Source organism: Streptomyces sp. NPDC057136, assembly GCF_042670885.1.
Classification (GTDB): Bacteria; Actinomycetota; Actinomycetes; order Streptomycetales; family Streptomycetaceae; genus Streptomyces.
Genome location: NZ_JBHUUV010000009.1, coordinates 38,285 through 65,241, shown reverse-complemented (window position 1 = coordinate 65,241; position 26,957 = coordinate 38,285). Strand labels below are relative to the sequence as shown.

Genomic DNA, 26,957 nt, shown 5'->3' with positions numbered 1-26,957 from the left:
CTTTCCTACGGCACCCCCGCGTCTGACATGCGGTGATGCCGGCCTTCCGGCTGTTAGGCGGATGCGGATCGACTGGCGTCGACTGTTCCGGGGGTGATGTCACTTTCCCCAGGTAATCATTTGTACAGCGACGGGTGCCGCATTGTGAAGCCCAGTCAATTGCTTCAGCGTGTCCATGTGTAATCCGGTGAGGATTTTTTTTCCAGGACTTTCCCCGCATGTTGTCGCGGCCGATATCTCGGCGTGATCTGCCCCGCCCGATATCTACCCGCGTAGAATTTCTGGGCAGGTACGCTGAGTGGACCCGCGGGGGTCTGGGGAACCCCCCGGAGACACAGCCGCACCACACCACCGGGAGTGCCAGTGGCACGCGTCGTAGTCGACGTCATGCTCAAGCCGGAGATCCTCGACCCGCAGGGACAGGCTGTGCAGCGCGCACTGCCCCGTCTCGGCTTCGAAGGAATCGCGGACGTACGTCAGGGAAAGCGTTTCGAGCTCGAGGTCGAGGGGCCGGTCGACGCCGCAGCCCTCGCCCGCATTAACGAGCTGGCGGAGACCTTCCTCGCCAACACCGTCATCGAGGACTTCATCGTGAAGGTGGAGGAGGAGAAGTGACCGCTCGTATCGGCGTCGTCACTTTTCCCGGCACGCTCGACGACCAGGACAGCCTGCGGGCCGTCCGGATCGCGGGCGCCGAACCCGTATCGCTCTGGCACCGCGACAAGGACCTGCACCAGGTCGACGCCGTGGTCCTGGCCGGGGGCTTCTCCTACGGCGACTATCTGCGGGCCGGAGCCATCTCCCGTTTCTCGCCGGTGATGGAGACCATCATCGAGCAGGCGAAGGCGGGGATGCCGGTCCTCGGCATCTGCAACGGCTTCCAGATCCTCACCGAGGCACACCTGCTGCCCGGTGCGATGCTGCGCAACAACCACCTCCACTTCATCTGTCGTGACCAGAAGCTGAAGGTGGAGAACGCGGAGACCGCGTGGACCTCGGACTACACCGAGGGCCAGGAGATCTCCGTACCTCTGAAGAACGTGGACGGCCGGTACACCGCCGACGAGCGCACGCTCGACGAGCTGGAGGCCGAGGGCCGTGTCGCGTTCCGCTACCTCGACGTGAACCCCAACGGCTCGCTGCGCGACATCGCCGGCATCACGAACGCCGCGGGCAACGTCGTCGGTCTGATGCCGCACCCGGAGCACGCCGTCGAGCCGCTGATCGGAACCGGTCGCACCGACGGTCTCGGATTCTTCACCTCGATCATCAAGAAGCTGGTCAACGCATGAGCCTGGATACGGTCAAGCACGCGGCCGAGACCCCGGACACCGAGCAGCCCTGGAAGGAGCTCGGCCTCAAGGAGGACGAGTACGCGCGGATCCGCGAGATCCTGGGCCGCCGTCCCACCGGTGCCGAGCTCGCCATGTACTCCGTGATGTGGTCCGAGCACTGCTCGTACAAGAGCAGCAAGGTTCACCTCAAGCAGTTCGGCGAGAAGGTCCCCGACAACGACGCGATGCTCGTCGGCATCGGCGAGAACGCCGGTGTGGTCGACGTCGGCCAGGGGTACGCGGTCACCTTCAAGGTCGAGTCGCACAACCACCCCTCGTACATCGAGCCCTACCAGGGCGCGGCCACCGGCGTCGGCGGCATCGTCCGCGACATCCTCGCCATGGGTGCCCGCCCGGTCGCGGTCGTCGACCCGCTGCGCTTCGGTGCGGCCGACCACCCCGACACCAAGCGGGTCCTGCCCGGAGTCGTCGCGGGCATCGGCGGCTACGGCAACTGCCTCGGCCTGCCGAACATCGGCGGCGAGGTCGTCTTCGACGCCTGCTACCAGGGCAACCCGCTCGTCAACGCCGGCTGCATCGGCGTGATGAAGCACGAGGACATCCACCTGGCCCAGGCGTCCGGCCCCGGCAACAAGGTGATCCTGTACGGCGCCCGCACGGGCGGCGACGGCATCGGCGGCGTCTCCGTGCTGGCCTCGGAGACCTTCGAGTCGACCGGTCCGGCCAAGCGGCCCGCGGTCCAGGTCGGTGACCCGTTCCAGGAGAAGCTCCTCATCGAGTGCACCCTGGAGATCTTCAAGGAGAAGCTCGTCGCGGGCATCCAGGACCTCGGCGGCGCCGGGCTCTCCTGCGCCACGAGCGAGCTGGCCTCCGCGGGCTCCGGCGGCATGCGCGTCGAACTGGACACCGTGCCGCTGCGCGACTCCTCCCTCTCGCCCGAGGAAATCCTCATGAGCGAGTCGCAGGAGCGCATGTGCGCGATCGTCGAGCCGCAGCACGTCGACCGCTTCATGGAGATCTGCGAGAAGTGGGACGTCATCGCCACCGTCATCGGTGAGGTGACCGAGGGTTCGCAGCTGGAGATCTTCTGGCACGGCGAGCAGATCGTGGACGTACCGCCGCGGTCCGTCGCACACGAGGGCCCGACGTACCACCGCCCGTTCGCGCGCCCCTCCTGGCAGGACGCACTCCAGGCCGACGACGCCGGCCTGCTGGCCCGCCCGGCCGACGGCGCCGAGCTGCGCGAGCAGGTCCTCAAGCTGGTCGCTTCCCCGAACCAGGCCTCCAAGTCCTGGATCACCGACCAGTACGACCGCTTCGTGCAGGGCAACACCGTGCTGGCGATGCCCGAGGACGCGGGCATGGTCCGGATCGACGAGAAGTCGAACCTGGGCGTGGCCATGGCGACCGACGGCAACGGCCGGTACGCGAAGCTCGACCCGTACACGGGCGCGCAGCTCGCGCTGGCGGAGTCGTACCGCAATGTCGCCGCCTCCGGCGCCAAGCCGCTCGCGATCTCGGACTGCCTGAACTTCGGTTCGCCCGAGGACCCGGACGTCATGTGGCAGTTCGCCGAGGCCACCCGTGGTCTCGCGGACGGCTGCCTGGAGCTCGGCACCCCGGTCACCGGCGGCAATGTGTCGCTGTACAACCAGACCGGTGACACGGCGATCCACCCGACGCCGGTCGTGGCCGTGCTCGGTGTGATCGACGACGTCACGCGGCGCACGCCGGTCGCCTTCGCGGAAGAGGGCCAGCTCCTCTACCTGCTCGGTGACACGCACGAGGAGTTCGGTGGCTCGGCCTGGTCCGAGGTCATCCACCAGCACCTCGGCGGCATGCCGCCGAAGGTCGACCTGGGCCGCGAGAAGCTGCTCGGCGAGATCCTCATCTCGGCCTCACGCGACGGCATGATCGACGCGGCGCACGACCTCTCGGACGGCGGCCTGATCCAGGCGGTCACCGAGTCCTGCCTGCGCGGCGGGAAGGGTGCACGGCTCGTCGTGCCGGACGGTCTCGACGCGTTCACCTTCCTCTTCTCCGAGTCGGCCGGGCGCGCGATCGTCTCGATCCCGCGCAGCGAGGAGCTCCGCTTCAACGACATGTGCGGTGCGCGGGGTCTGCCCGTGACGCGGATCGGTGTCGTGGACGGCGAGGAGATCGAGGTCCAGGGCGAGTTCAGCGTTTCGCTGAGCGAGCTGCGCACGGCCCACGAGGCCGTCATCCCGGCTCTGTTCGGCTGAGCAGGACCGCTCACGTTTCGCTGAGGCCCCCGCCCGGTCATCCGGGCGGGGGCTTCGTCGTTGCACCCTTGCGCGGCATTACGTAATTACGTAAGATGCTGTCATGGCACTTGAGGAGCGGGTCACCGAGCTGGAACGGCGGCTTGCCGCGCTGGAGCGGCCGGCGCGTCCGGAGCCTGCCGCCCACGGGGAAGAGCACCGGATCGAGACCGATTTCTGGGCGCTGGAAGGACTGAAACAGCAGCTCAGCGGCGACGACGACGCCACGGCCGACGGCGGAGTGCTCTACACCGGTGCGGTGCGCCTGCCGACCGGCGAGGAGTACGAGTGGCAGTACGGCGCGCTCACCACGCAGTTGCTGGGCACGGACGAGGATCCGTCCGGCTGGTCGGACGTCGCGGAGTCCCTCGCCGCTCTCGGCCATCCGGTACGGCTGCGGCTGCTGCGCGAGATCCTCGCCGGCCGCCGCACGGCCGCCGAGCTGACCGCACTCGACGGGGTCGGCACGACCGGCCAGATCTACCACCATCTGCGCCAACTGGCCGGTGCCGGCTGGCTGCACACGACGGGACGCGGACGGTACGAGGTGCCGGGTGTCCGGGTCGTGCCGCTCCTGGTGGCGCTGACGGCGGGGAGACGCTGAGCGGTCCCGCACACACGCCGAGCCGACAGAACGAGGGGGACGCCATGTCCGTACGCAAAGCCGCCATGACCCTGTACCGCTGCTGCTGGATCGCCTTCGTCGCGCTGGTGCTCGTGAGCTTCCTGGCCGATCCGCTGATCCCCTACGGTCTGACGTTCGTGCCGGCGGCCGTCGCGATCGTCATCGGTCTCGCGATGGGCCGCCGCAGCCGTACGGAACAGGCGAAGGCGGTTCCCCCGGTGGAGGTCGAGCCGCCGGTGACCGGTCGTTGGACCGCGTTGAACAGCCCGGCGGACAAGGTGCCCAGTCACGGTACGCACGGCTACGGGCAGACGTACGCGATCGACATCGTGGCCGAACCGGAGGGCGAAGGGGCCGCGGTCCGCCCGTCGTTCCGATGGCTGTGGCCGGTCGTCCGCCGCAACCGGGACTTCCCGGCCTTCGGGGCCCCGCTTCTCGCGGTCGCGGACGGCACCGTGGTGCACGCGAGCCACGGCCAGCGTGACCACCTCAGCCGGGACTCGGGTCCCGCTCTCGCCTACCTGATGCTGATCGAGGCTTCGGTCCGCGACATGACGAGCGCACGCAGGGTCGTCGGGAACCACCTCGTCCTCGACATCGGCGACGGTACGTACGCGATGTACGCCCATCTCCGGCGCGGCTCGCTCCGGGTGAAGGCGGGGGACACGGTCCGGGCCGGACAGGAGCTCGCCGCATGCGGAAATTCCGGCAACTCCACCGAGCCGCACGTCCACTTCCAGCTGATGGACGACCCGGACCTGGACGTGGCCCGCGGAATCCCGTTCAGGTGGCGGGGCATCGGCATACCGGCCAACGGCGAGCAGTTCACGGCAGGGGACGCCACGGGCGGTTCTGTCGACGCCGCCACCACCGGCTCTCCCGACCTCGCCACCGGTTCTCCCGACCTCGCCCGGGACCTCCGGGGATTGTCATAGCCGCCGGTTAGTCTCGCCCGTATGCCTCCGGCCAAGAAGCGCTTGCGCACGTACGACGCCACGAAAACCCGGGCCGCGGTCCTGGCCCAGTTCGCCCATGTCCGGGAAGCCGTCCGCGCCTTGACACCCGAGCAGCTGGCGCTGCCGACCCGGCTGGGGGACTGGACCGTACGGGAGCTCGCCGCACACCTCACGATGGCGCTCTCCCGCGTCACCACCAGCCTGGAGCTGCCGGAACCGGCCGGTCCGAAGCCCGGTCTCGCCCTGCTGGAGTGGCCGTTCTCCACGGCGGGACGGGCGGAGCGCATCGCCGACGACACCAGGGCGCTGGCCGCCGCCCACCCGGACCTCGACGCGCTGTACGGGGAGGTCGCCGACCGCTTCGACGAGCGGGTGCCCGCCGTCCCCGGGGACCGGCTGGTCCCGACAAGGGCCGGGACGATGCGGCTCGGCGACTTCCTGGTCACCCGCACCGTCGAACTGGTCGCGCACACCGACGACCTGAACGCGGCGACCGGCCTGGACATCCCGTACGACCGGCAGGCGCTCGCCGCCTGTACCCGGCTGCTGGCCGACGCCCTCGCGGACAAGGCCCCGGGCGGTTCGGTCGAGGTGCGTATCCCGCCGTTCGTCGTCGTCCAGTGCATCGGCGGCCCAAAGCACACCCGCGGCACCCCGCCCAATGTCGTCGAGACCGGTCCACTCGTCTGGACCAGGCTCGCCACCGGCCGCACCCACTGGGCCCAGGCGCTGGAAGCGGCGGAGGTCAGCGCGAGTGGTGAGCGGGCCGATCTCGCCCACCTGCTGCCGCTGATGAGCTGAGGGGAACCGGATCGCCACCCCGATCCGTCCCAGGGCCATGCGCACACAACGTATGGCTGTCAGCGTCCTGGCCCTCCTCGCCCTCGCCGCCTGCGGCACGGAGCCGGGTTCCGGAGCCGACTCCGGCGCGGGAACCGGCGACGGCAGCGGCACGGTGCGTACCGACCAGCCCGTCACCGACGTCCGCTGGGGCGTCGAGTCCCTGACCGTCGACGGGAAGAAGAGCACCGCACCGGCCGAGGCCCACGTGAGGATCGACTCCAAGGGCAAAGCCACCGGGAACCTCGGCTGCAACCACTACACCGCCGACGTCCGCGTCGAGGGCGACACCGTGACCCTCGGACCGGGCACCACCACCGAGATGGCCTGCGAGAAGGACGTTCAGGACTTCGAGAACGCCCTGTCCCGTGCGTTCAGCGGCACCCTCAAGGCCGCCGTGGTGAACAAGACCCTCACCCTGACGACAAGCAAGGGGGACACCATCACCCTCACGTCCGAGCCCCCGGCCCCGCTCACCGGCACCACCTGGACCGTCACCACCCTGATCGACGGCGAGATCGCAACGTCGCTGCCCGCCGATACCCGGGACAAGGCACCGCGCCTCACCTTCGGCAAGGACGGCACCGTGGAGGGCAACCTCGGCTGCAACAACTTCCACGGCAAGGCGACGGTCGCCGGCTCGTCGATCACCTTCGGACCGCTCGCCTCCACCCGCAAGATGTGCGGGGACGCCGAGATGGACGTCGAACGGTCCATGCTCGCCGTCCTCCGGGGGAAGACGGCGTACACGATCGATCACCACGCCCTGTCCCTCACCGCGGAGAACGGCAAGGGACTCGGCGCCTCCGCCCCCGAGGGTGGGACGGGCAAGAAGTAGCGGTCACGCACCGCCCGTCGGATACGGCAGCAGTTGCGCGTTCGTCCGCTCCCAGGACGCCCGCAGACCGGCCAGCAGCTCCGGTTCGGCTGCGGCCCGGTCAGCCTGTTCCCGCTGGTCGTGGGAGAGCCGGAACAGCTGATCGGCGCCGCCCTTGCCCCGGTAGTACTTCCACTCGCCGCGCCTCAGCGCCCGTTCCCCGCGCACCCGCCAGAACAGGTCCCGCTCCCCGGGCTCCTCGTCGCGCAGCAGATACCCGGCGAGGCTGGTGCCGTCGAGCGGGTAGGCCGGGTCGGGCCGCGCCCCGCCGAGCTCCAGCAGCGTGGCCGTCCAGTCGGGGGAGAACACCGGCAGGCCGCTGACCTGGCCCGCGTCGATCCGGGCGGGCCAGCGCAGTACGGCGGGGACCCGGATGCCGCCCTCCTGGAGCGAGCCCTTGTTGCCGGCCAGGGGCCAGTTGTACGAGAACCGCTCACCGCCGTTGTCGCTGGCGAAGAAGACCAGGGTGTCCTCCGCCCGGCCGGACCGGTCGAGCGCCTTCAGTACCTCGCCGACCGAGCGGTCCAGATCCTCGACCATCTCCTTGTACTTCTGGAGCGAGCCGCCGTCGCCGTGCTGGAGCGCACGCCTGTCACCGGCCTTGATCCGCCGCACGATCTCGGCACTCTCCTCGGTGTCCCCGTCCGCGATCCACGGCCAGTGCGGGGTGGTGAAGTTGAGGTTGAGCAGCCACGGCTGGTCGTGGTCGCGCTGGACGTAGTCGCTCGCACGCTCGGTCAGGATGCGGGTGTAGTACCGCAGGTCCTTGTACGTGGCGTCGCCTTCGTACAGGTCGTACTCGCCGCCGAGACCGAGCTTGGAGTAGTACTCCAGTGCCCCGCCGAAGTTCCCGAAGAACTCGTCCCACCCGGACTTCGTGGGGCTGTAGTCGGGCAGATAGCCGCAGTGCCACTTGCCGATGAGCGCGGTGGAGTAGCCCGCGCCGCGCAGGAGCGAGGCGAGTGTCGGATGGGTGGGGTCCAGTCCCACGGACCTGTCCGCGATGGGCTCGGCGAGCCCGCCCTTCGTACGTCCCGGATAGCGCCCGGTGTAGAGGCTGAACCGGGTGGGGGAGCAGGTCGCCGAGCCGGAGTACGCGTCCGTGAACCGCACCCCCTGCCGTCCGAGCCGGTCCAGGTGGGGTGTGCGGATGTCGGGGGCACCGTACGAGGAGAGGTCGGCCCAGCCCAGGTCGTCGCCGAGGATGAAGAGGATGTTGGGCCGCCGGGAGTGCTTGCCGCGAGCCGCCCGGAAGGGCCGCTCACGCGGTGCGGTCACCGGGGCGGCGGGTCCGGCGGCGACGGCGGGTCCTGCGGCCGAGAGGCCGATGGCGGCGGTGGCCGCGGTCGCGCCGACGGCCGTACCGAAGGCGCGACGGGTCAGGGAGGAGGACGAATCCTCAAGGGAACTGGTGTTCGACTGATCTGCGGACATGAGGACTCCTGTCAGGGCCGCGCACGCGGCGGATGACGGCAGGGGCAGGTGGAGGAGCCCGTCAGGCACCAGCTGCGCACAGCAGTGCGCCCGGACCGGGGGCGGGCGAGGAGAGGGAAAGGAAGAAGGAAGAACTCAGCGCACGCTCAACGGGGTCTCTGAAGACCCGGCGGTGGTGCGGAGTGAGTCAGGCGCAGCGACAGATGGCGCTCGCCACACGTCCCAGATCGACGTGGCGGCGCTCCACGAGCGTGACCGAATGATCACCGAGGGGCTGCATGGCCCAGGAGCCTGCCAAGCGGCCGTGCGCCTGTCAATGCCGGTCTCGAACCCCGGACGCTCACGCGCCGGAAGGCCGCTCGTACCGTCCGCTCCCGTGGAATCCGGCCCTGCCGAGAGGTCCCGAGCGCCTTCATGGGCGGCCCGCAGTGTGAGGCTCACCACGAAACGAGCGTTCGGCCAGCGGCTCTTCCTGTCATGCCCCGGATCACCGAGTGCCACGACGCGGGCTCGCAGCCCCGTATCGCCGACGGCTTGAACCGATCGGTAACCCGCCGCTAATCCGGGCGCCTGCCGCCCACAGCGCGCAGACGGCCTGTCCGGCCACCTCCCCCCGGTCACCCGGAGTGATCGGTCGGGGGCGCATGGAGGGCTCGTCCGCGGGCACCGTCACGCACGCCCGCAGTGCACCAACAGCCCGTGTGCGGCAGGCACTGAATTCGGACCGGTGGTCGATCTCGCCTACACTCGGTGGTGTGCCTCGTGGTGATGGACGACTCAACCACGACCTGCTCCCCGGAGAGAAAGGCCCCCAGGACGCTTGCGGCGTCTTCGGTGTCTGGGCTCCGGGCGAAGAGGTCGCCAAGCTCACCTATTTCGGACTGTATGCCCTGCAGCACCGTGGACAGGAGTCCGCGGGCATCGCAGTGAGCAACGGGTCCCAGATCCTGGTCTTCAAGGACATGGGACTGGTCTCGCAGGTCTTCGACGAAACGTCTCTGGGATCTCTCCAGGGCCATATCGCGGTCGGTCATGCCCGCTACTCCACCACCGGTGCCTCGGTGTGGGAGAACGCGCAGCCGACATTCCGTGCCACCGCGCACGGCTCGATCGCCCTGGGTCACAACGGCAACCTGGTCAATACGGCCCAGCTCGCCGAGATGGTCGCCGACCTTCCCCGCAGGGACGGCCGCGCCACCCAGGTCGCCGCGACCAACGACACCGATCTCGTGACCGCGCTGCTCGCCGGCCAGACCGATGACGACGACAAGCCGCTCACCATCGAAGAAGCCGCCACCAAGGTGCTTCCCGAGGTGAAGGGCGCCTTCTCGCTCGTCTTCATGGACGAGCAAACCCTCTACGCCGCCCGCGACCCGCAGGGCATCCGCCCGCTGGTCCTCGGACGTCTGGAGCGCGGCTGGGTGGTGGCCTCCGAGTCCGCTGCCCTGGACATCTGCGGCGCCAGCTTCGTCCGTGAGGTCGAGCCGGGCGAGCTGATCGCCATCGACGAGAACGGCCTGCGCACCTCCCGCTTCGCGGAAGCGAAGCCCAAGGGCTGTGTCTTCGAGTACGTCTACCTGGCCCGCCCCGACACCGATATCGCCGGGCGGAACGTCTACCTCTCCCGTGTGGAGATGGGCCGCAGACTGGCCGCGGAAGCCCCGGTCGACGCGGATCTGGTCATAGCGACTCCGGAATCCGGCACTCCCGCCGCGATCGGATACGCCGAAGCCAGCGGAATCCCGTTCGGCGCCGGACTGGTCAAGAACGCGTACGTCGGCCGGACCTTCATCCAGCCGTCCCAGACCATCCGCCAGCTGGGAATCCGGCTCAAGCTGAACCCGCTCAAGGAAGTCATCAAGGGCAAGCGCCTGGTGGTCGTCGACGACTCGATCGTCCGCGGCAACACCCAGCGCGCACTGGTCCGGATGCTCCGCGAGGCCGGTGCCGCCGAGATCCACATCCGGATCTCCTCCCCGCCGGTCAAGTGGCCCTGCTTCTTCGGCATCGACTTCGCGACCCGCGCCGAGCTGATCGCCAACGGCATGACGGTCGACGAGATCGCCACCTCGATGGGTGCCGACTCGCTCTCGTACATCTCGCTCGACGCGATGGTCGAGGCGACGACGATCGCCAAGCCGAATCTCTGCCGCGCCTGCTTCGACGGTGAATACCCGATGGAGCTCCCGGACCCGGAGCTGCTCGGCAAGCAGCTGCTGGAGACCGAGCTGGCGGCCGGCCCTGCCGCGACCGCGGCGGCCGACGCGCTGCGTCGTCCGTGACCCGGAACGACCGGCGCTTCCCCCACCAGCCCCGTATTTCCACACGAAAGATCCCAGGCAATGTCTGAGACAACAGGTGCTTCCTACGCGGCAGCGGGCGTCGACATCGAAGCCGGCGACCGTGCCGTCGAGCTGATGAAGGAGTGGGTGAAGAAGACGAAGCGCCCCGAGGTCCTGGGGGGCATCGGCGGATTCGCCGGCCTCTTCGACGCCTCGGCACTCAAGCGTTACGAGCGTCCGCTGCTCGCCTCCGCCACCGACGGCGTCGGTACGAAGGTGGACCTCGCCCGGCAGATGGGCGTGTACGACACCATCGGCCACGACCTCGTCGGCATGGTCGTCGACGACCTGGTCGTCTGTGGCGCCGAGCCGCTCTTCATGACTGACTACATCTGTGTCGGCAAGGTGCATCCCGAGCGTGTTGCGGCCATCGTGAAGGGCATCGCCGAAGGCTGTGTCCTCGCGGGCTGCGCCCTCGTCGGCGGCGAGACGGCCGAGCACCCGGGCCTCCTCGGCCCCGACGACTTCGATGTGGCGGGCGCCGGCACGGGCGTGGTCGAGGCCGAGCACCTGCTCGGCCCGGACCGTATCCGTAAGGGTGACGCGGTCATCGCGATGGCGTCATCGGGTCTTCACTCCAACGGGTACTCGCTGGTCCGGCACGTGGTCTTCGACCGCGCCGGCTGGTCGCTGGACCGCCAGGTCGAGGAGTTCGGCCGGACGCTCGGCGAGGAGCTCCTGGAGCCCACCAAGATCTACTCGCTGGACTGCCTGGCACTGACCCGCACGACCGAGGTGCACGCCTTCAGCCATGTCACCGGCGGCGGTCTGGCCAACAACCTGGCCCGCGTCGTCCCGGACGCGCTGCACGCCACCGTGGACCGCTCCACGTGGACGCCCGGCGCGGTCTTCGACCTGGTCGGCACGGCCGGACAGGTCGAGCGGCTGGAGCTGGAGAAGACGCTCAACATGGGCGTCGGCATGATCGCGATCGTGCCCGCCGACTCCGTGGACGCCGCACTGACCACCCTGGCCGACCGAGGCGTCGAGTCGTGGGTCGCCGGTGAGATCACCGACCGGGGTGCGCACACCTCGGGCGCCGAGCTCGTGGGCGACTACGCGAAGTAGGCAGTACGGGGTGGGTCACCGGCATCGTCCGGTGACCCACCCCGTCCTCAATCGCCGGACGGGCTGAAAGATGCCCTCAACCGCCGGGCGGGCTGGGGAGTGCCGACCGGACCGGGGTGCATCAGGACAGCACAAAACCCGGTCCGAGCAGGCCCGGACCGGGTTGTTGTGTCAGCGCGAGGTCAAGCGCCGCGGCGCTGTGACGACGGACCGGACTGATCGTCCTCGTCCTCGTCATCGTCGTCGTTGTACTGATCCGCGTACTGTGCGTACGGGTCATCTTCCTCGTCGTCGTCCTCGAACGGCTCAGCGTTCGGTGGTTGACTCGAAGGTGATGCGCCCAGCTCATTGGCCAGACGCGACAGGTCAGTCCCGCCGCTGCTGTACTTCAGCTGACGGGCGACCTTGGTCTGCTTGGCCTTTGCCCGGCCGCGCCCCATGGCTCGACCCCCTCGGTGACGGGGCTCGACGGCCCCAGAGTCTTGACACGCGTTCATGTTTCAGGACGGACTCCCGGCTGAGAGACCGCGCCTGTAGGGCTTTAACGGTACCTGCTTCCGTGGCCATACGGTACGCCGCCCGCATGAAGTGCCCCGGAAGCGACCCGGCGAGGAGCCCTGTCCTCGCTGGTCAACTGCGATTTTAACCTCTTCTGAGCGGCCGACCCGCCGACCGGCGTGAGTCTTGTCTCGCCGGTCGGCGGGCCGTGTCCGGTGACGGGGTATGAAGATCCCGTCACCGGTCAGTGACGGCGTGCTTCGGCCATCCGCTGTTCGGCGATCCGGTCGGCCGCCGCGGCCGGCGGAATTCCGTCAGCCTTCGCACGTGCGAATATGGCCAGCGTGGTGTCGAAGATCTTCGTGGCCTTCGCCTTGCACCGGTCGAAGTCGAAGCCGTGGAGCTCGTCGGCCACCTGGATCACGCCACCGGCGTTCACCACGTAGTCGGGTGCGTACAGGATCGAGCGGTCGGCCAGATCCTTCTCGACGCCCGGGTGCGCGAGCTGGTTGTTGGCCGCGCCGCACACCACCTTCGCGGTGAGCACCGGCACGGTGTCGTCGTTGAGAGCTCCCCCGAGCGCGCACGGGGCGTAGATGTCCAGGCCCTCGGTACGGATCAGCGCGTCGGTGTCCGCGGCCACCGCGACCTCGGGATGCAGGTCGGTGATCCGGCGTACCGACTCCTCGCGTACGTCCGTGATGACGACCACGGCACCGTCCGAGAGCAGGTGCTCGACCAGGTGGTGGCCGACCTTGCCGACGCCGGCGACACCGACCTTCCGGCCGCGCAGGGTCGGGTCGCCCCACAGGTGCTGGGCGGAGGCCCGCATGCCCTGGAAGACGCCGAAGGCGGTGAGGACGGAGGAGTCGCCCGCCCCGCCGTTCTCGGGGGAGCGGCCGGTGGTCCAGCGGCACTCGCGGGCCACGACGTCCATGTCGGCGACGTACGTACCGACGTCGCAGGCCGTCACGTAGCGCCCGCCGAGCGAGGCGACGAACCGGCCGTAGGCCAGCAGCAGTTCCTCAGTCTTGATCTTGTCAGGGTCGCCGATGATGACGGCCTTGCCGCCACCGTGGTCGAGGCCGGCCATGGCGTTCTTGTACGACATGCCCCGCGCGAGATTCAGCGCGTCCGCGACGGCCTCCTCCTCGGAGGCGTACGGATAGAAGCGGGTGCCGCCGAGGGCCGGGCCCAGGGCGGTGGAGTGGATGGCGATGACGGCCTTGAGGCCGCTGGCACGGTCCTGGCAGAGCACGACTTGTTCGTGGCCCCCCTGATCCGAGTGGAACAGGGTGTGCAGGACGCCGTCGGTCACATCGGTCACTGTGGTGACTCCCAAGTACGAAGCGGCGGAAAGACCCTCCTGAAGGTGGGGAGGGCCCCGGGCCGACCGGCACGGTCGGTCCGACTGGGCAAGAGCGTAAGTCCTCCGCGTACGGAGATTTGTGCCGGTGCCGAGGATCACCCCCTCGCGGAGTACCGGCGTGACACGATTCGGCGCATGTCGGTGGTGTCTTCAGTGTTCGTCCCTTACTCGTCCTACCTGCGGGTGTACGAGCCGCTCGCCGCCTTTCCCGGGCCCGAACGCGCCCACTGGGCCAGGTACGCGGAGCGTTCCGCCTTCCCCACCGCCCAGGACGAACTGCGGCGCTCACTCGCCGACTTGGCGGCCACGCCACCGGTCGGGGTGCCTGTGCACGAGAGCGCGGACGCGTTCGTGGCCGAGGTGGACGGGGTGGTGTGCGTCTGTCCGTGGCGGACCCGGCTGCGGGGATGGCTGGCTCTGGAGGAACTCGAGGGGATGTTTCCGGCCACGGTGTTCGACGCGGTGCTGCCTCCGGTCGTGCGGGGTCAGGCGCTCACGGATTACGAGCGGTGGCGGGAGCGGAATCCGGATGCCCGGCCGTGGATCAGGACGGCGGTGTGGCAGGTTCCCGTGCGCTGGTTCGTGCTCTTCGCTGAGGAGGAGCGGGAGTACGAGGCGGCGGGCGACGGCGGCGGGCCGCCGGTGCTGCGCTACCGGACCCCGATGGTGCAGGCCCGGCGCCGGCTGGCGCGGTCGCTCAAGACTCTGCGGGAGACGGTCGACGAAGGGCCGCTGACCGAGGGCCTGGTGGATGTCGGCCGCTGGCTGGAGGAGTTCCATCCGCGCGCGCTGGTCGAGCTCGACTACGGGGGCCTGGTCCATGCGCTGCCGGCCGAGCATCTGGCAGGGGACCACTCGGCGGCGGATGTGGCCGAGGGCATCGCGGCGCTGCGGGCCGGGGACAGCGAAGGGGCGAGCACGGCGTACGCGCGTCTCGCCGAGCGCTGGCGGGCGGTACGGGACCGACAGTTCGCCAACTGACGCGAAACCCGCCATGCCCAGGCAATCGGCGCAGAGGCGCATCAACCGGCGCAGAGGTGTGCGAGCCGGAGCGCATCCACACTTTTTGTAGTGCGCCGAGGGGCGCTCCGGTGAGCTGACGAGGCGTGAAAGTGCGTCCTGTGTGACCCATGTGACGAGTGGGGCGGGAGAGTACGCCGTGGAGGCCAGGACCTACGTCCCGAACCGGGCCTTTGCCTCAAGCGTGACGGATAGCACTAACGGCGCCCTTGCGCCCATCCCCACCCCTCGTGCCAAAATAGGACAAGGAGTCCGGGGAGGACTCCTTCCGTCTAACTATGGGCGGAAAGCTCGGCATTGCACTCTATGGGGGGTCTGATGACTCCTGATCGCTCTGTGACTGATCGTCACTGTGGTGTGACTGTCCGCTATGGCATGGTCCATCGGCTTCCGTCGCTGATGAACACCTGGGAGGGCAATTCCATCGGTTTGGCCGACGCGGCTGGACGGATGGTGTAGTTGTAGTGCCGAGGACAAGCCGTTCGTCCTATAACCGACTCGGCCCGCGTCCGCCATTTCGGGCAACGCGGGTCAAGGTGCAGAATTTAGAGGAAAGAACCGAGAAGGATTCGGTTCTCCCGAGGAGGCCGCTCATGACCGCTCGCACCCCTGATGCCGAGCCGCTGCTGACCCCGGCTGAGGTTGCCACGATGTTCCGCGTGGACCCGAAGACGGTCACCCGTTGGGCCAAGGCAGGCAAGCTCACGTCCATCCGCACGCTCGGTGGGCATCGCCGGTACCGCGAGGCAGAGGTCCGCGCACTGCTTGCGGGTATTCCGCAGCAGCGCAGCGAGGCCTGACACACCCCTGTCGCCGCGCCATAACTGGGCACTGTTGGGCCCCCCAGCCCCCGTTGCCCACCCATAGCTCCACATGACGGACGCCTGCCTCAACAGGCGTCATACCTATGCAATACGGGTACGTCACCTGATCGCGCTGGACTCCGCCGGGTCCAGCGCGATTTTTTTGTGCCCGAACGGCCGGGGGCGGGGTCGTGTGCGGGCCGCTGCGCCGGGTCTGTTCGGCGACCGTGCGCGGACCCGTCCGGGGCCCTGTGCGGGCCTCCTGGAGGTTCCGGGCCGGCCCCGGCGGGGCGGCCTCGGGCATGTCTGGCGAGTGGTGCAATTGCACATATTAAATTCGCCAGTTGTAAGAAGGGGGTAAAGCCACCCCTTCCAAAAACTCATTCGGTGACTCCCGTCACACCGGCTGGGACTTGCCAACTCCCAGCCTGCCACTGCCGGGAAGCGGGCGGCGCGGCCATTGGTCATGTCGTGGCGGGACCTTCGTCCTCGTTCTGCCCCGCCGCCCTCTGCGGCCCCGGGGGACCGTCGGAGGCGGTTGCGTCGCTGTCGGGCGCTTCGGGCGCTTCGGGCGCTTCGGGGGCCTCGGGAGGGCGGGAGGGGCCCAGGAAGGTGCCGGGCGCCCGCGGCGCCGTCGTGGGCTCCAGGGCGAGGCGCAGCAGCCGATGGCAGATCGGGCAGTGCCGGGTGAGGTGCCGGTAGCCGGATGCCGCCGCCAGGTGGGCGCGCAGCAGCGCGCGGGTTTCGTGCCGTGCCGTGGACGCAGACATACGTGCCACCTCCCGGTGGGGCCCGGGGCGGCCCCTCGCCGAGGGAAATCGGGGGCAGCCTCTGCTCTCCGGGTTACCCGGGGCAGATGCCGCAGTCAAGACGCACGAAAGCCCGGATCAGAAGATCCGGGCTTTCGCTTCTTGCGGTCCTGACGGGATTTGAACCCGCGGCCTCCACCTTGACAGGGTGGCGAGCACTCCAAACTGCTCCACAGGACCAGGTTTTCGCGGCTGCCTTGCGGCTGGCTGCGAAACCAGACTGTACAGGAGGTCGGAGGGTGCGGTCGAACTCACCCAGGGTTGCGCCCCCGTTACGGGACGACAGGCCTCCCGCGACCCCTCCGGGTCAGGGTGCCGCCGCGTCGATCGCCTTGATGATCCGCTTGTCCGAGACGGGCTGCGCCGTGCCCAGGGCGTGGGCGAAGTAGCTGACCCGCAGCTCCTCGATCATCCAGCGGATGTCCAGCACCTCCTGGGGCACCGGCCGCCCCTGCGGCAGCTGCTCCAGCAGCCAGGCGTACTCGTCCTGCATCTCGTGGACCTTCTCCATGCGCGTGGTGTCGCGCTGGACGTTCGTCGGCATCTGCTGGAGCCTGCGGTCCTCGGCGACCAGGTAGCGCATCAGGTCCGGCAGCCTGCGCAGCCCCGTCGCGGTGACGAATCCCGGCGGTACGAGGCGGGCGAGGTGCTCCCGTACATCCGCGACGTTGTTGATCAGGACCAGGCTGCTGGTGGCCTTCAGCCGCCGCTCGCACGCCTGCCAGGCCGCCAGGATCTGCTGCACCTGCCCGATTGTGCGGACCGTCAGGTCCACGAGATCGGCGCGCACCTTGTCGTACAGCTTCCGGAACGACTCCTCGTCCCAGGCCGGGCCGCCGTGCGCGGCGATCAGCCGGTCGGCCGCCGCGGTCGCGCAGTCGTCGAACAGGGCCTGGATAGAGCCGTGCGGATTGCGGGACAGGGCCAGTTTCTGCTGGTTGGTGAGCTTGTCCGAGGCGAATTTGGCGGGGTTCACCGGGATGTTGAGCAGGATCAGCTTCCGGGTGCCCCGCCACATCGCCTGCTGCTGCTCGGCCTCGGTGTCGAAGAGCCGTACGGCCACTGTCCCGCCCTGGTCCGAGAGGGCCGGATACGCCTTGACGGGCTGGCCTGCCCGGCGGGTCTCGAAGACCCGGTTCAGTGTGCCGATCGTCCAGTCGGTGAGGCCCGAGCGCTCGATGGACTCGCCCGAGGGCCCCGCGGTGGCCGCGGCGGCCTTGGAGAGGGCCTGGCGGGCCTTGGGACGCAGCTGGAGCTTCAGCGCGTCCAGGTCCTTGTCCTCGGCCACCGTGCGGCGCCGCTCGTCGGTGATCCGGAAGGTGATCTTCAGGTGGTCCGGAATCCGGGTCAGGTCGAAGTCGTCGGCCTTCACCGGGACGCCGACCATCCGCTGGAGCTCACGGGCGAGCGTGAACGGCAGCGGCTCCTGAAGCGGCACCGCCCGGTCGAGGAACTTGCCCGCGTAGTCCGGAGCGGGGACGTAGTGCCGGCGGATCGGCTTGGGCAGCGACCGGATCAGCTCCGTGACCACGTCCTGGCGCAGGCCCGGGATCTGCCAGTCGAAGCCCTCCGACGTGACCTGATTGAGCACCTGGAGCGGGACATGGACGGTCACACCGTCGGCGTCCGCGCCGGGCTCGAACTGGTACGTCACCCGGAACTTCAGCTTCCCCTGGCGCCAGGAGTCCGGGTAGTCGTCCTTGGTGACGGCCCCGGCCTTCTCGTTGATGAGCATCGAGCGCTCGAAGTCGAGCGCGTCCGGCTCGTCCTGCCGCTTGTGCTTCCACCAGGAGTCGAAGTGGGCACCGGAGACGACGTGCTCGGGGATGCGCTGATCGTAGAAATCGAAGAGCGTCTCGTCGTCCACGAGGATGTCGCGACGCCGGGCGCGGTGCTCCATCTCCTCGACCTCGCCCAGGAGTTTGCGGTTGTCGTGGAAGAACTGGTGGTGCGTACGCCAGTCGCCCTCGACCAGTGCGCTGCGGATGAACAGCTCGCGCGACGCCTCCTGGTCGATACGGCCGAAATTGATCTTGCGCTGGGCGACGATGGGTACCCCGTAGAGCGTGACCCGCTCGTACGCCATGACCGCCGCCTGGTCCTTCTCCCAGTGCGGTTCGCTGTAGGTGCGCTTCAGCAGATGTTCGGCGAGCGGTTCGATCCACTCCGGCTCGACCTTCGCGTTGACCCGTGCCCACAGCCGGGACGTCTCGACCAGCTCGGCCGACATCACGAAACGCGGCTGCTTCTTGAACAGCGCCGAGCCCGGGAAGATCGCGAACTTGGCGTTGCGCGCGCCCACGTACTCGTTCTTCTCGGTGTCCTTCAGCCCGATGTGCGACAGCAGGCCCGCAAGCAGCGAGGTGTGCACCGACTGCTCCGGCGCGTCCTCCTCGTTCAGCTGGATGCCCATCTGCTTGGCCACCGTGCGCAGCTGGGCGTAGATGTCCTGCCACTCGCGGATGCGCAGGAAGTTCAGGTACTCCTGCTTGCACATCCGGCGGAAGCTGGAGGAGCCGCGCTCCTTCTGCTGCTCGCGGATGTAGCGCCACATGTTCAGGAACGCCAGGAAGTCCGAGGTCTCGTCCTTGAACCTGGCGTGCTGCTGATCGGCCTGCGTCTGCTTCTCCGAGGGCCGCTCGCGCGGGTCCTGGATGGAGAGCGCGGCGGCGATCACCATGACCTCGCGCGCACAGCCGTTGCGCTCGGCCTCGATGACCATGCGGGCCAGACGCGGGTCGACGGGCAGCTGCGAGAGCTTGCGGCCCAGCGGGGTGAGCCTCTGCCCCCTCTTCCCTTCCTGGGGGGTCTTCTCGCCCGCTTCCAGCGCACCGAGCTCTTGCAGCAGCTGCACACCGTCACGGATGTTGCGGTGGTCCGGCGGGTCGATGAACGGGAACTTCTCGATTTCACCGAGGCCGGCCGCGGTCATCTGGAGGATGACGGACGCCAGATTCGTACGGAGGATCTCGGGGTCCGTGAACTCCGGACGGGTCAGGAAGTCGTCCTCGGAGTACAGCCGGATGCAGATGCCGTCCGACGTACGGCCGCAGCGGCCCTTGCGCTGGTTGGCGCTGGCCTGCGAGACCCGCTCGATCGGCAGCCGCTGGACCTTCGTGCGGTGGCTGTAGCGGGAGATACGGGCGTTGCCCGGGTCGATCACGTACTTGATGCCGGGGACCGTCAGCGAGGTCTCGGCGACGTTCGTCGCGAGAACGATCCTGCGGCCCGTGTGGCGCTGGAACACGCGGTGCTGCTCGGCGTGCGACAGACGGGCGTAGAGGGGGAGCACCTCGGTATGTCTGAGGTTGCGTTTGTTCAGCGCGTCCGCGGCGTCGCGGATCTCCCGCTCGCCGGAGAGGAAGACGAGGACATCCCCGTGGGCCTCCGACCGGAGCTCGTCGACGGCGTCGCAGATCGCGGTGATCTGGTCGCGGTCGGAGTCCTCGCCCTCTTCTTCCAGGAGCGGCCGGTAGCGGACCTCGACGGGATACGTACGCCCCGAGACCTCGACGATCGGCGCCTCGCCGAAATGCCGCGCGAAGCGTTCCGGGTCGATGGTCGCCGAGGTGATGACGACCTTCAGGTCCGGGCGCTTGGGCAGCAGCCTGGCCAGATAGCCGAGCAGGAAGTCGATGTTCAGCGACCGCTCGTGCGCCTCGTCGATGATGATCGTGTCGTACGCGAGCAGCTCGCGGTCCGTCTGGATCTCGGCCAGCAGGATGCCGTCCGTCATCAGCTTCACGAAGGTCGCGTCGGGGTTCACCTGATCGGTGAACCGGACCTTCCAGCCGACGGCCTCGCCGAGCGGCGTGTCCAGCTCCTCGGCGATGCGCTCCGCGACCGTGCGGGCCGCGATCCGGCGGGGCTGGGTGTGCCCGATCATGCCCCGGACACCGCGCCCCAGCTCCATGCAGATCTTGGGGATCTGCGTGGTCTTTCCGGAACCGGTCTCGCCGGCGACGATCACGACCTGGTGGTCGCGTATCGCCTCCAGGATCTCGTCCTTCTTCTGGCTGACGGGAAGCTGCTCCGGGTACGACAGAGCGGGCATCCGCGAGGCACGCCCCGCGAGCCGCTCGGCCGCTTTCCCCGCCTCGGCGGCGATCTCGTCCAGCACGGACTGTCGGGCCTCGGGCTTACGGATACGGCGCGCACCCTCGAGGCGACGGCCGAGCCGGTTCGCTTCGCGGAGTGAGAGCTGTCCGAGCTGTGACTGGAGATCGACAAAGGAAGTAGACATACGGGTCCCAGGATCGCACCCGGGCGCGAAGAGTGGCGAACGCATTTCGCGCGGTCTCCGTCACTCCCCCGGTGACTGCGGGGTGGGGCGGCATCACACCACGTACCATTTCGGGCAACTGATCACCCGTACCCATTTCCGAGAGGCCGGTCGCCGTGTCCCGTACGCAGTGGTGCTGCCTCCTGGCGGCGCTCACGGTCGTATTGGGGCTGTTCTGCGGCCCGGCCACCGCGTCCGTCACCCCGGCGGCCGGCAGTTACCCGATCGTGGCCGCCGCTGCCGACGGTCAGGGCGTGCCGGGCTGCGGCAGGGACAGCGACCACGACGGCACCGAGCCCGCCGGACCCGTCCGGGGCCGCGCCGCGCACGACCAGGCGCCGGGCCTCGCCACATGGGACCTTCCCGCCGCCACCGGCGCGGGACCCGCGGAAACGCTTGAACGGATCGCCGGGCGCGGCCCCGAACCCGCCACGCCCAGCCTCATAGAACTCTCCGTGCTGAGGGTGTAGCCGGTGCCGGTCAGCCGGCAGCCCTTCCCCTTCTCCCCTTCTCGCACGCCACCGCACGGAGTGACGCATGCCCACGCCCACCCCCTCGTCCAAGCCCGCCTCGAAGAAGCCGCTGATCTACGGCGCGGTCGTCGTCCTAGCCGCCGGACTCCTCGGCTACGCCTCCTACCTCGCCACCGGACCGGACGGCTCCGGCTCCGCCGCGTCGTCATCGGTCGCCGAGGTGAGCGACGACCCGTCCGCCGACGTCTACGCCGAACTGGCCGGGCTCGCCCGCCGCGACGCGGCAGACAAGCTGGCCCAGGGCCGCACCGACGCCCCCGTCGTCCTCATCGAGTACGCCGACTTCAAGTGCGGCTACTGCGGAAAGTTCGCCCGGGACACCGAGCCCGCCCTGATCAAGAAGTACGTACAGGACGGCACCCTGCGCATCGAGTGGCGCAACTTCCCGATCTTCGGCGAGGAGTCCGAGGCCGCCGCCCGCGCAGCCTGGGCCGCGGGTCAGCAGAACCGCTTCTGGGAGTTCCACCGCGCCGCCTACGCCGAGGACGCCAAGGAGAAGGGCTTCGGCAAGGACCGCCTCAAGGAGCTCGCCCGGCAGGCCGGTGTGAAGGACCTCGACCGCTTCGTCCGCGACACGGACGGCACCGCCGCGGCGGACGCGGTCCGCGCCGACCAGGAACAGGGATACGGAATCGGCGCCACGTCCACCCCGTCGTTCCTCGTCAACGGCCGCCCCATCGCCGGAGCCCAGCCGATGGAGACCTTCACGCAGGCCATCGAGGCGGCGGCGGAGGCGGAGAAGGCCAAGGACACCCAGGACGCCAAGGAAGCCGAGGACACCGCGAAGTGACGGCGGACATCGGCTACTTCGCGGCCTTCCTCGGCGGGCTGCTGGCGCTGGTCAGCCCGTGCAGCGCCCTGCTCCTGCCCGCCTTCTTCGCGTACTCCATCGACTCCGCCTCACGGCTGCTGGCCCGCACCGGCATCTTCTACGCCGGCCTCGCCACCACCCTCGTCCCCCTCGGAGCCGCGGGCTCGTACGCCGGACGGCTCTTCTACGGCAACCGCGAGGCACTGGTCCTCGGCGCGGGCTGGCTGATCATCGCGCTCGGTGTCGCCCAGATCGTGGGCCTGGGCTTCGCCTCACGGCGGATCGCCGCCCTCGGCGGACGCATCCGCCCCACCACCGTGTTCTCGGTCTACGCCCTGGGCGCGGTCTACGGGCTGGCCGGCTTCTGCGCGGGCCCGATCCTCGGCAGTGTCCTCACCGTGGCGGCCGTCAGCGGCAGCCCGGTCTACGGCGGACTGCTGCTCGCCGTGTACGCACTGGGCATGGCCGTACCGCTGTTCGTGCTCGCCCTGCTCTGGGAGCGGTACGAACTGGGGCGCCGGGCGTGGCTCCGGGGCCGCACCCTGCGCGTCGGCCGCTTCGAACTGCACAGCACCACCCTGCTGTCCGGACTCTTCTTCATCGGCCTCGGCACGCTGTTCCTCGCGTACGACGGGACGACCGCGCTGCCCGGACTGCTGAACGTGGACGATTCGTTCGCCGTGGAGCAGTGGGCCCAGCGCCTCGGCGAGAACGTGCCGGACGCGGTGCTGCTGGGAGCCGTGGTGGCAGCTGTGACGCTGGTGCTCGCGGTACGGGCGTGGCGCCGCGCGGTCCACCAGAAGCAGGGGGAGCGGGAGTCGCGGGAGGGAGCCTGACACGACGAAGGCCCCGTCCATCGGACGGGGCCTTCGGGTGGTGGCTGGGGCCGGGATCGAACCGGCGACCTATCGCTTTTCAGGCGATCGCTCGTACCAACTGAGCTACCCAGCCACGCAGCTCATACGGGCTGCAGCGGTCCTGACGGGATTTGAACCCGCGGCCTCCACCTTGACAGGGTGGCGAGCACTCCAAACTGCTCCACAGGACCAAGCTGTTGTGCGACACAAGTGTCGCACAGGGTGGTGCGTGCCCCCAACGGGATTCGAACCCGTGCTACCGCCTTGAAAGGGCGGCGTCCTGGGCCACTAGACGATGAGGGCAAAACAGCTGTTGTGCTGCTTCTGCGTCTGTCGCCCCAGGGGACGTGAGAAGCATGTGACTCCGCTTCCCCTCAAGAGGTTCCGCTTCTTCCTCAGCCGATCGGCATCAGAACGGTCAAGCCCTGACCGGCGCCCTTGGGCACGTCGGAGACTGTACTACGGCGTTTCGGTGTCAGCCAAACCGATTCGGCGAAGGGGTCGCTTCGGACGGGTTCCCCTCCGGCAGATGGCGGCTGACCTCGGCCGTCGTCAGGCCGAGACCGCCCAGCGTGATCTCGTCCCAGGCCTGGAGACTGCGGGTCGCCCGGTCCAGGTAGAGCACCGAGGCGTGCACCTTCTCGGGCTTCTCGTTCTGCACGGCGCGCAGGCCTCCGCCGCCCGTGGAGCCCTCGACCTTCAGCCGCGTACCGAGTTTCAGCACTTCGTTCACCCGGTGGTGCACATGGCCGGCCAGGACGAGGGGGACGGTGCCGTCGGTCTCGCGTGCGGCATTCGGGTCATGGGCGACCGCGATGTCCACCGGAGTGCCGGCCCGCTCCTGGTCGCGCAGGGCGGATGCCAGCCGGAGCCCAGCCATCCGTTCGGCGGCCTTCCCCTGGGCGGGGGTCGAGCGGTCCGGGGTGAACTGGGGGTCGCCGGTGCCGGCCACCCGTAGCCCCCCGATGTTCAGGGCGCTGCCCTCGTCCAGGACGTGCGCGTTGCGCAGGCCCTTCAGATACGCCTGGGTGACCTTCGAGTCGTGGTTGCCGCGGACCCAGACGTACGGCGCGCCGAGGTCGCGGATCGGGTCCAGGAAGCCGTTCTCCGCGGCGGTGCCGTGGTCCATGGTGTCGCCGGAATCGATGATCACGTCGATCTCGTACTGCTCGACGAGTGAGCCGATGATGTGCCAGGCCGCCGGGTTGAGGTGGATGTCGGAGACGTGCAGGACGCGGATCGTGGCGGGGTCGGGGCGGTAGACGGGGAGTGTGGACGTGGCGTCGTACAGCTTGGTGACGTTGGTGACGAGGCGGGCCAGTTCCCGCTGGTAGACGTCGAATTCGGTGACGATCGAGCGTGCGTCGCCGACGAGTGAGGGAGCGCTGGAGAGCAGCCCGGAGAATTTCGGCTCCAGGACCGACTTGGGATTCCAGGTGGCGTACGCGGAGATTCCGGAGGCGGCCAGGAGCGCCAGTGCCAGGCCGCCGGCCGCGAGGGCGCGGCGCGGGCGGCGGTAGACGGCGAGGCCGAGGGCGGTGGCGCCGGAGACGACGGCGACGCAGGAGCGGACGGCCAGGTCGAGGGTGCCGGCGACGACGTCGGACGCGACCTCGTCCTGGAGGCCGGAGAGCCGTTCGGGGTGTTTGACCAGCGCCTGGGAGCGCATCGGGTCGAGCCGGTCGACATCGACGTCGAGGCGGATCGGGGCGATGTGGGAGTCCAGCTCCAGGGCGCCGAGCGGGGACACATTGATCTTGGTGCCGCCGCTGAGGGACGGGCGCAGGGTCATGTCCGTGTCCATGGGCCCCACCGGCGTACGGACGCTGCCGACGATCAACAGCCCCAGCCAGGCTCCCAGCACGACGACGGCGACGAGACCGAGTGCGCGGGTGACGGGGTGCGGGGTGTCGGTGAGGGTGCCGACGGGGGCGGTGGAGCGGGTGCGGTGCCGGAGACGGACGACTGCGGCGCGGAACGGGTCGCGGGCCATTGGGCCCGTATGCCCTGGTTCGGCTCGGGACATGCGGGCCGCGGGACAGTGGGTACGGATGGGGCAGGCGGTGTGGGGCCGTCATACGTGACAATGGCGGGGTGCTGGAGATGACGCGCGAGGAGTTCGAAGAGCTGGTGAGCCAAGCTCTTGACCGGATCCCGCCGGAGCTGACGCGGCTGATGGACAACGTCGCGGTGTTCGTCGAGGACGAACCGGACCCCGGCGACCCCGACCTGCTCGGGCTCTATGAGGGCACGCCGCTCACCGACCGCGGTGAGTGGTACGCGGGGGTGCTGCCGGACCGGATCACCATCTACCGCGGGCCGACGCTGCGGATGTGCGAGTCGCGCGAGGACGTCGTCGCCGAGACCGAGATCACCGTGGTCCATGAGATCGCCCACCACTTCGGCATCGACGACGAGCGGCTGCACGCCCTGGGTTACGGGTGAGCCCTCCCGGGCCCGGTCCGGCGTCCGGCGGCGGTGACGGTCCGGTTGCCGACGGTCCGGTTGTCGACGGTCTGGCCGTCGACCCGGATGTCGATCTGACCGATCCCGCGCAACGGGCGGAGACGGCCGGTCGCGAGAAGTGGAAGGTGCTCGGGGCCATCGCGGCGGGCGGGGCGCTGGGTGCCGTCGCGCGGTACGGGGCCCTGGTGCTCTGGCCGGCCGCCGACGGGGCGTTCCCCTGGGCGGTCCTCGGCGTCAACGTGACCGGCTGCGCCCTGATCGGCGTGCTGATGGTGCTGGTCGCCGAGCGGGACGGGGCGGCCCATCCGCTGCTGCGGCCGTTCCTCGGGGTCGGAGTGCTCGGCGGGTTCACGACGTTCTCGACGTACGCGGCCGATGTGTCGAAGCTGCTGGACCGCCAGGAGGCGCTGACCGCCATGGCGTACGCGGCGGCGACGCTCGTGGGGGCGCTCGGTGCGGTGTGGGCCGCGGTCGCGGCGACACGGGCGCTGCTGGGCGTGCGTGGAGGTGAGCGGGCCGCGTGAACTGGCTTCTGGTGGCGATCGGCGGGGCCTTCGGGGCGCCCCTGCGCTATCTGACGGACCGCGCGGTGCAGGCGCACCACGGCAGCGGACTTCCGTACGTGTTCCCGTGGGGGACCTTCACCGCCAACGCGGCGGGCAGCCTGCTGCTCGGTGTGCTGACCGGGGCTGCGGTGTCCGAACCCGTGTACGCCCTGGTCGGTACGGGGCTGTGCGGGGCCCTGACGACGTACTCGACCTTCTCGTACGAGACGTTGCGGCTGGCCGAGGGCGGCCGGGCATTCCTCGCGGCGGCCAATGTCGTGACGTCCCTGCTGGTGGGCCTCGGCGCGGTGTTCCTGGGGGCGGAACTCGCGGGCGGGTTCGGGCGGTAGCTCGCTTCGCGGGCGTGTCCCCGGTGGGGTCGAGGGAGTTGGGCACGGCGCCCCCGCCTTCCCGCTCCCTTTCCCGCCCGGAGGTGCCACCCGTGCGCCAGTTGTCCGCCCCTGTCCGATGGGCAGCCGTCACCGCGCTGACGATCGCCGCGTCCACCGGCTGTATGAGCGTCGGCGACGACGGCGAGAAACCGGCGCCCTCGCGGTCGGCCGGCCCGAAGGGAGCCTCGGTGGAACCGAACGGCGGCACGGTGCCCGGATCGGGCCGGTCGGGCTACGGCGGCAGCCGTGCCGAGGCGCAGTCCGACCGGGAGACCGGTGCGAAGCCGGACCCGAGCGCCTCGGGCGCCACGCCGTCCCCCGCGCCCGGCGGGATGCTGCCCACCCCGAAGCCGGGTGCACCGGTGCCGACCGGAGCGGGCAAGCCGCCGGCTCCCCAGCCCCCGGTGCCGGGACCGGGCGAGCCGCCGCCCCCGCCGGTCACTCCCGAGCCGTCCAGCCCGACCCCTCCGACCCCCGATCCGGACCCGGAACCGACCCCGCCGCCGGAGCCCTCGCCACCCCCCTCCGCCTCGCCTGCCGCACAGCTCAGAAACCGGGCGATGGGCGTTCCGGAAGGCCCTGAGACGCAGCGCACACCGGAGGCATCACCGCAGGTCGGGCCCGCGTGATCGAGGGCGCGGTGGGGTGGCGGAAGGGGGTTGCGGGCAGGCGGTTTGCACTAAGTGGGCAAGGGTGCGTATGGTTATAGATCGTTTGATCCCATTGCCCGGCGCCGACACAGAAGAGCGCCGTGTGGCGCGTACTCTCCCTTGCCGTGGCTGGACCGCATTGAGGCGGTCGAAATTGCGAATCACGGAGTTACGGGCGCGTGCCGAGACTCCGGAAGGTTTCG

The 26,957-nt window shown here is 69.5% G+C and carries 25 protein-coding genes and 4 tRNA genes; 18 read left to right on the top strand and 11 right to left on the bottom strand.

Annotated elements, in window-relative coordinates:
* Positions 1–363 precede the first annotated feature (363 nt).
* The 7 genes from purS (at position 364) to ACFT7S_RS13915 (ending at position 6,836) form a co-directional block, all read left to right on the top strand.
* The gene (purS, locus tag ACFT7S_RS13945; RefSeq protein ID WP_382730980.1) at positions 364–615 is read left to right on the top strand and encodes a phosphoribosylformylglycinamidine synthase subunit PurS; all 252 of its coding nucleotides are present in this window, start codon (positions 364–366) and stop codon (positions 613–615) included.
* Positions 612–1,292, top strand: coding sequence for a phosphoribosylformylglycinamidine synthase subunit PurQ (gene purQ, locus ACFT7S_RS13940; protein WP_382730977.1), 681 nt, complete (start codon positions 612–614; stop codon positions 1,290–1,292). Before purS ends, purQ begins: the two co-directional genes overlap by 4 nt.
* Complete coding sequence (gene purL, locus ACFT7S_RS13935; RefSeq protein ID WP_382730975.1) at positions 1,289–3,538, top strand: phosphoribosylformylglycinamidine synthase subunit PurL; 2,250 nt, start codon at positions 1,289–1,291, stop codon at positions 3,536–3,538. Before purQ ends, purL begins: the two co-directional genes overlap by 4 nt.
* A gap of 103 nt (positions 3,539–3,641) precedes the next feature.
* Positions 3,642–4,181, top strand: coding sequence for an ArsR/SmtB family transcription factor (locus ACFT7S_RS13930; protein ID WP_382730973.1), 540 nt, complete (start codon positions 3,642–3,644; stop codon positions 4,179–4,181).
* Between the two features lie 44 nt (positions 4,182–4,225).
* Positions 4,226–5,137: a M23 family metallopeptidase gene (locus tag ACFT7S_RS13925; RefSeq protein WP_382730971.1), complete on the top strand. Its 912-nt coding sequence runs from the start codon at positions 4,226–4,228 to the stop codon at positions 5,135–5,137.
* Between the two features lie 21 nt (positions 5,138–5,158).
* The gene (locus ACFT7S_RS13920) at positions 5,159–5,959 is read left to right on the top strand and encodes a sterol carrier family protein (RefSeq protein ID WP_382730968.1); all 801 of its coding nucleotides are present in this window, start codon (positions 5,159–5,161) and stop codon (positions 5,957–5,959) included.
* A 37-nt stretch (positions 5,960–5,996) separates the two neighbouring features.
* On the top strand, positions 5,997–6,836 hold the full coding sequence (locus ACFT7S_RS13915; RefSeq protein ID WP_382730965.1) for an META domain-containing protein: 840 nt from the start codon (positions 5,997–5,999) through the stop codon (positions 6,834–6,836).
* A gap of 3 nt (positions 6,837–6,839) precedes the next feature.
* Here ACFT7S_RS13915 and ACFT7S_RS13910 read toward each other — a convergent pair whose 3' ends face one another.
* On the bottom strand, positions 6,840–8,309 hold the full coding sequence (locus ACFT7S_RS13910) for a sulfatase (RefSeq protein ID WP_382730963.1): 1,470 nt from the start codon (positions 8,307–8,309) through the stop codon (positions 6,840–6,842).
* 187 nt (positions 8,310–8,496) lie between these two features.
* Complete coding sequence (locus ACFT7S_RS13905; RefSeq protein ID WP_351527697.1) at positions 8,497–8,589, bottom strand: putative leader peptide; 93 nt, start codon at positions 8,587–8,589, stop codon at positions 8,497–8,499.
* A gap of 475 nt (positions 8,590–9,064) precedes the next feature.
* Between ACFT7S_RS13905 and purF the strand changes: the two genes are divergently transcribed.
* Together purF and purM are read left to right on the top strand one after the other, a co-directional pair.
* On the top strand, positions 9,065–10,591 hold the full coding sequence (gene purF, locus ACFT7S_RS13900; protein ID WP_382730961.1) for an amidophosphoribosyltransferase: 1,527 nt from the start codon (positions 9,065–9,067) through the stop codon (positions 10,589–10,591).
* Between the two features lie 60 nt (positions 10,592–10,651).
* A complete protein-coding gene (gene purM / locus ACFT7S_RS13895; RefSeq protein WP_382730959.1) occupies positions 10,652–11,719 on the top strand; it encodes a phosphoribosylformylglycinamidine cyclo-ligase in 1,068 nt (355 codons plus the stop codon).
* Positions 11,720–11,901: 182 nt separating this feature from the next.
* On the opposite strand, the gene ACFT7S_RS13890 is transcribed toward purM, so the two are convergent.
* Together ACFT7S_RS13890 and ACFT7S_RS13885 are read right to left on the bottom strand one after the other, a co-directional pair.
* Complete coding sequence (locus tag ACFT7S_RS13890; RefSeq protein ID WP_123460581.1) at positions 11,902–12,159, bottom strand: DUF3073 domain-containing protein; 258 nt, start codon at positions 12,157–12,159, stop codon at positions 11,902–11,904.
* A 302-nt stretch (positions 12,160–12,461) separates the two neighbouring features.
* Positions 12,462–13,544 (bottom strand): Leu/Phe/Val dehydrogenase, encoded by a 1,083-nt coding sequence (locus tag ACFT7S_RS13885; protein ID WP_382730955.1) that lies wholly within the window; start codon positions 13,542–13,544, stop codon positions 12,462–12,464.
* Between the two features lie 177 nt (positions 13,545–13,721).
* Here ACFT7S_RS13885 and ACFT7S_RS13880 point away from each other — a divergent pair, with 177 nt between their 5' ends.
* A complete protein-coding gene (locus ACFT7S_RS13880) occupies positions 13,722–14,567 on the top strand; it encodes a hypothetical protein (RefSeq protein WP_382730954.1) in 846 nt (281 codons plus the stop codon).
* A 632-nt stretch (positions 14,568–15,199) separates the two neighbouring features.
* A complete protein-coding gene (bldC, locus tag ACFT7S_RS13875; protein ID WP_003949541.1) occupies positions 15,200–15,406 on the top strand; it encodes a developmental transcriptional regulator BldC in 207 nt (68 codons plus the stop codon).
* 467 nt (positions 15,407–15,873) lie between these two features.
* On the opposite strand, the gene ACFT7S_RS13870 is transcribed toward bldC, so the two are convergent.
* The 3 genes from ACFT7S_RS13870 to hrpA all read right to left on the bottom strand — a co-directional run bounded on the left by ACFT7S_RS13870 (position 15,874) and on the right by hrpA (position 20,461).
* Positions 15,874–16,179 carry a DUF6274 family protein gene (locus ACFT7S_RS13870; protein ID WP_382730951.1) on the bottom strand — a complete coding sequence of 102 codons (306 nt, stop codon included), beginning with the start codon at positions 16,177–16,179 and terminating at the stop codon, positions 15,874–15,876.
* Between the two features lie 144 nt (positions 16,180–16,323).
* Positions 16,324–16,398 (bottom strand) — tRNA-Asp (locus ACFT7S_RS13865).
* Between the two features lie 127 nt (positions 16,399–16,525).
* Entirely contained in the window at positions 16,526–20,461 is a 3,936-nt protein-coding gene (gene hrpA / locus ACFT7S_RS13860; protein WP_382730949.1) for an ATP-dependent RNA helicase HrpA, read from the bottom strand.
* 155 nt (positions 20,462–20,616) lie between these two features.
* Here hrpA and ACFT7S_RS13855 point away from each other — a divergent pair, with 155 nt between their 5' ends.
* The 3 genes from ACFT7S_RS13855 (at position 20,617) to ACFT7S_RS13845 (ending at position 22,680) form a co-directional block, all read left to right on the top strand.
* Positions 20,617–20,970, top strand: coding sequence for a hypothetical protein (locus ACFT7S_RS13855; protein ID WP_382730946.1), 354 nt, complete (start codon positions 20,617–20,619; stop codon positions 20,968–20,970).
* A 67-nt stretch (positions 20,971–21,037) separates the two neighbouring features.
* Positions 21,038–21,823, top strand: a complete 786-nt coding sequence (locus ACFT7S_RS13850) for a DsbA family protein (protein WP_382730943.1) — start codon at positions 21,038–21,040, stop codon at positions 21,821–21,823.
* Positions 21,820–22,680: a cytochrome c biogenesis CcdA family protein gene (locus ACFT7S_RS13845; RefSeq protein ID WP_382730940.1), complete on the top strand. Its 861-nt coding sequence runs from the start codon at positions 21,820–21,822 to the stop codon at positions 22,678–22,680. Before ACFT7S_RS13850 ends, ACFT7S_RS13845 begins: the two co-directional genes overlap by 4 nt.
* 38 nt (positions 22,681–22,718) lie before the next feature.
* Here the strand turns inward: ACFT7S_RS13845 and ACFT7S_RS13840 are convergent.
* From ACFT7S_RS13840 to ACFT7S_RS13825, 4 genes are all read right to left on the bottom strand, one after another.
* Positions 22,719–22,795: transfer RNA gene (locus tag ACFT7S_RS13840), tRNA-Phe, on the bottom strand.
* A 22-nt stretch (positions 22,796–22,817) separates the two neighbouring features.
* Positions 22,818–22,892: transfer RNA gene (locus ACFT7S_RS13835), tRNA-Asp, on the bottom strand.
* A gap of 39 nt (positions 22,893–22,931) precedes the next feature.
* Positions 22,932–23,004: transfer RNA gene (locus ACFT7S_RS13830), tRNA-Glu, on the bottom strand.
* A gap of 172 nt (positions 23,005–23,176) precedes the next feature.
* Positions 23,177–24,694 carry a metallophosphoesterase gene (locus ACFT7S_RS13825; RefSeq protein WP_382730937.1) on the bottom strand — a complete coding sequence of 506 codons (1,518 nt, stop codon included), beginning with the start codon at positions 24,692–24,694 and terminating at the stop codon, positions 23,177–23,179.
* A 101-nt stretch (positions 24,695–24,795) separates the two neighbouring features.
* Here ACFT7S_RS13825 and ACFT7S_RS13820 point away from each other — a divergent pair, with 101 nt between their 5' ends.
* The 4 genes from ACFT7S_RS13820 to ACFT7S_RS13805 all read left to right on the top strand — a co-directional run bounded on the left by ACFT7S_RS13820 (position 24,796) and on the right by ACFT7S_RS13805 (position 26,733).
* Positions 24,796–25,146, top strand: coding sequence for a metallopeptidase family protein (locus tag ACFT7S_RS13820; RefSeq protein WP_382730935.1), 351 nt, complete (start codon positions 24,796–24,798; stop codon positions 25,144–25,146).
* 95 nt (positions 25,147–25,241) lie between these two features.
* Positions 25,242–25,691 (top strand): fluoride efflux transporter FluC, encoded by a 450-nt coding sequence (locus tag ACFT7S_RS13815; protein ID WP_382731348.1) that lies wholly within the window; start codon positions 25,242–25,244, stop codon positions 25,689–25,691.
* The gene (locus tag ACFT7S_RS13810; RefSeq protein WP_382730933.1) at positions 25,688–26,062 is read left to right on the top strand and encodes a fluoride efflux transporter FluC; all 375 of its coding nucleotides are present in this window, start codon (positions 25,688–25,690) and stop codon (positions 26,060–26,062) included. The genes ACFT7S_RS13815 and ACFT7S_RS13810 overlap by 4 nt, the downstream gene beginning before the upstream one ends.
* Before the next feature lie 92 nt (positions 26,063–26,154).
* Positions 26,155–26,733 (top strand): hypothetical protein, encoded by a 579-nt coding sequence (locus ACFT7S_RS13805; protein WP_382730931.1) that lies wholly within the window; start codon positions 26,155–26,157, stop codon positions 26,731–26,733.
* The last annotated feature ends 224 nt before the right edge of the window (positions 26,734–26,957 follow it).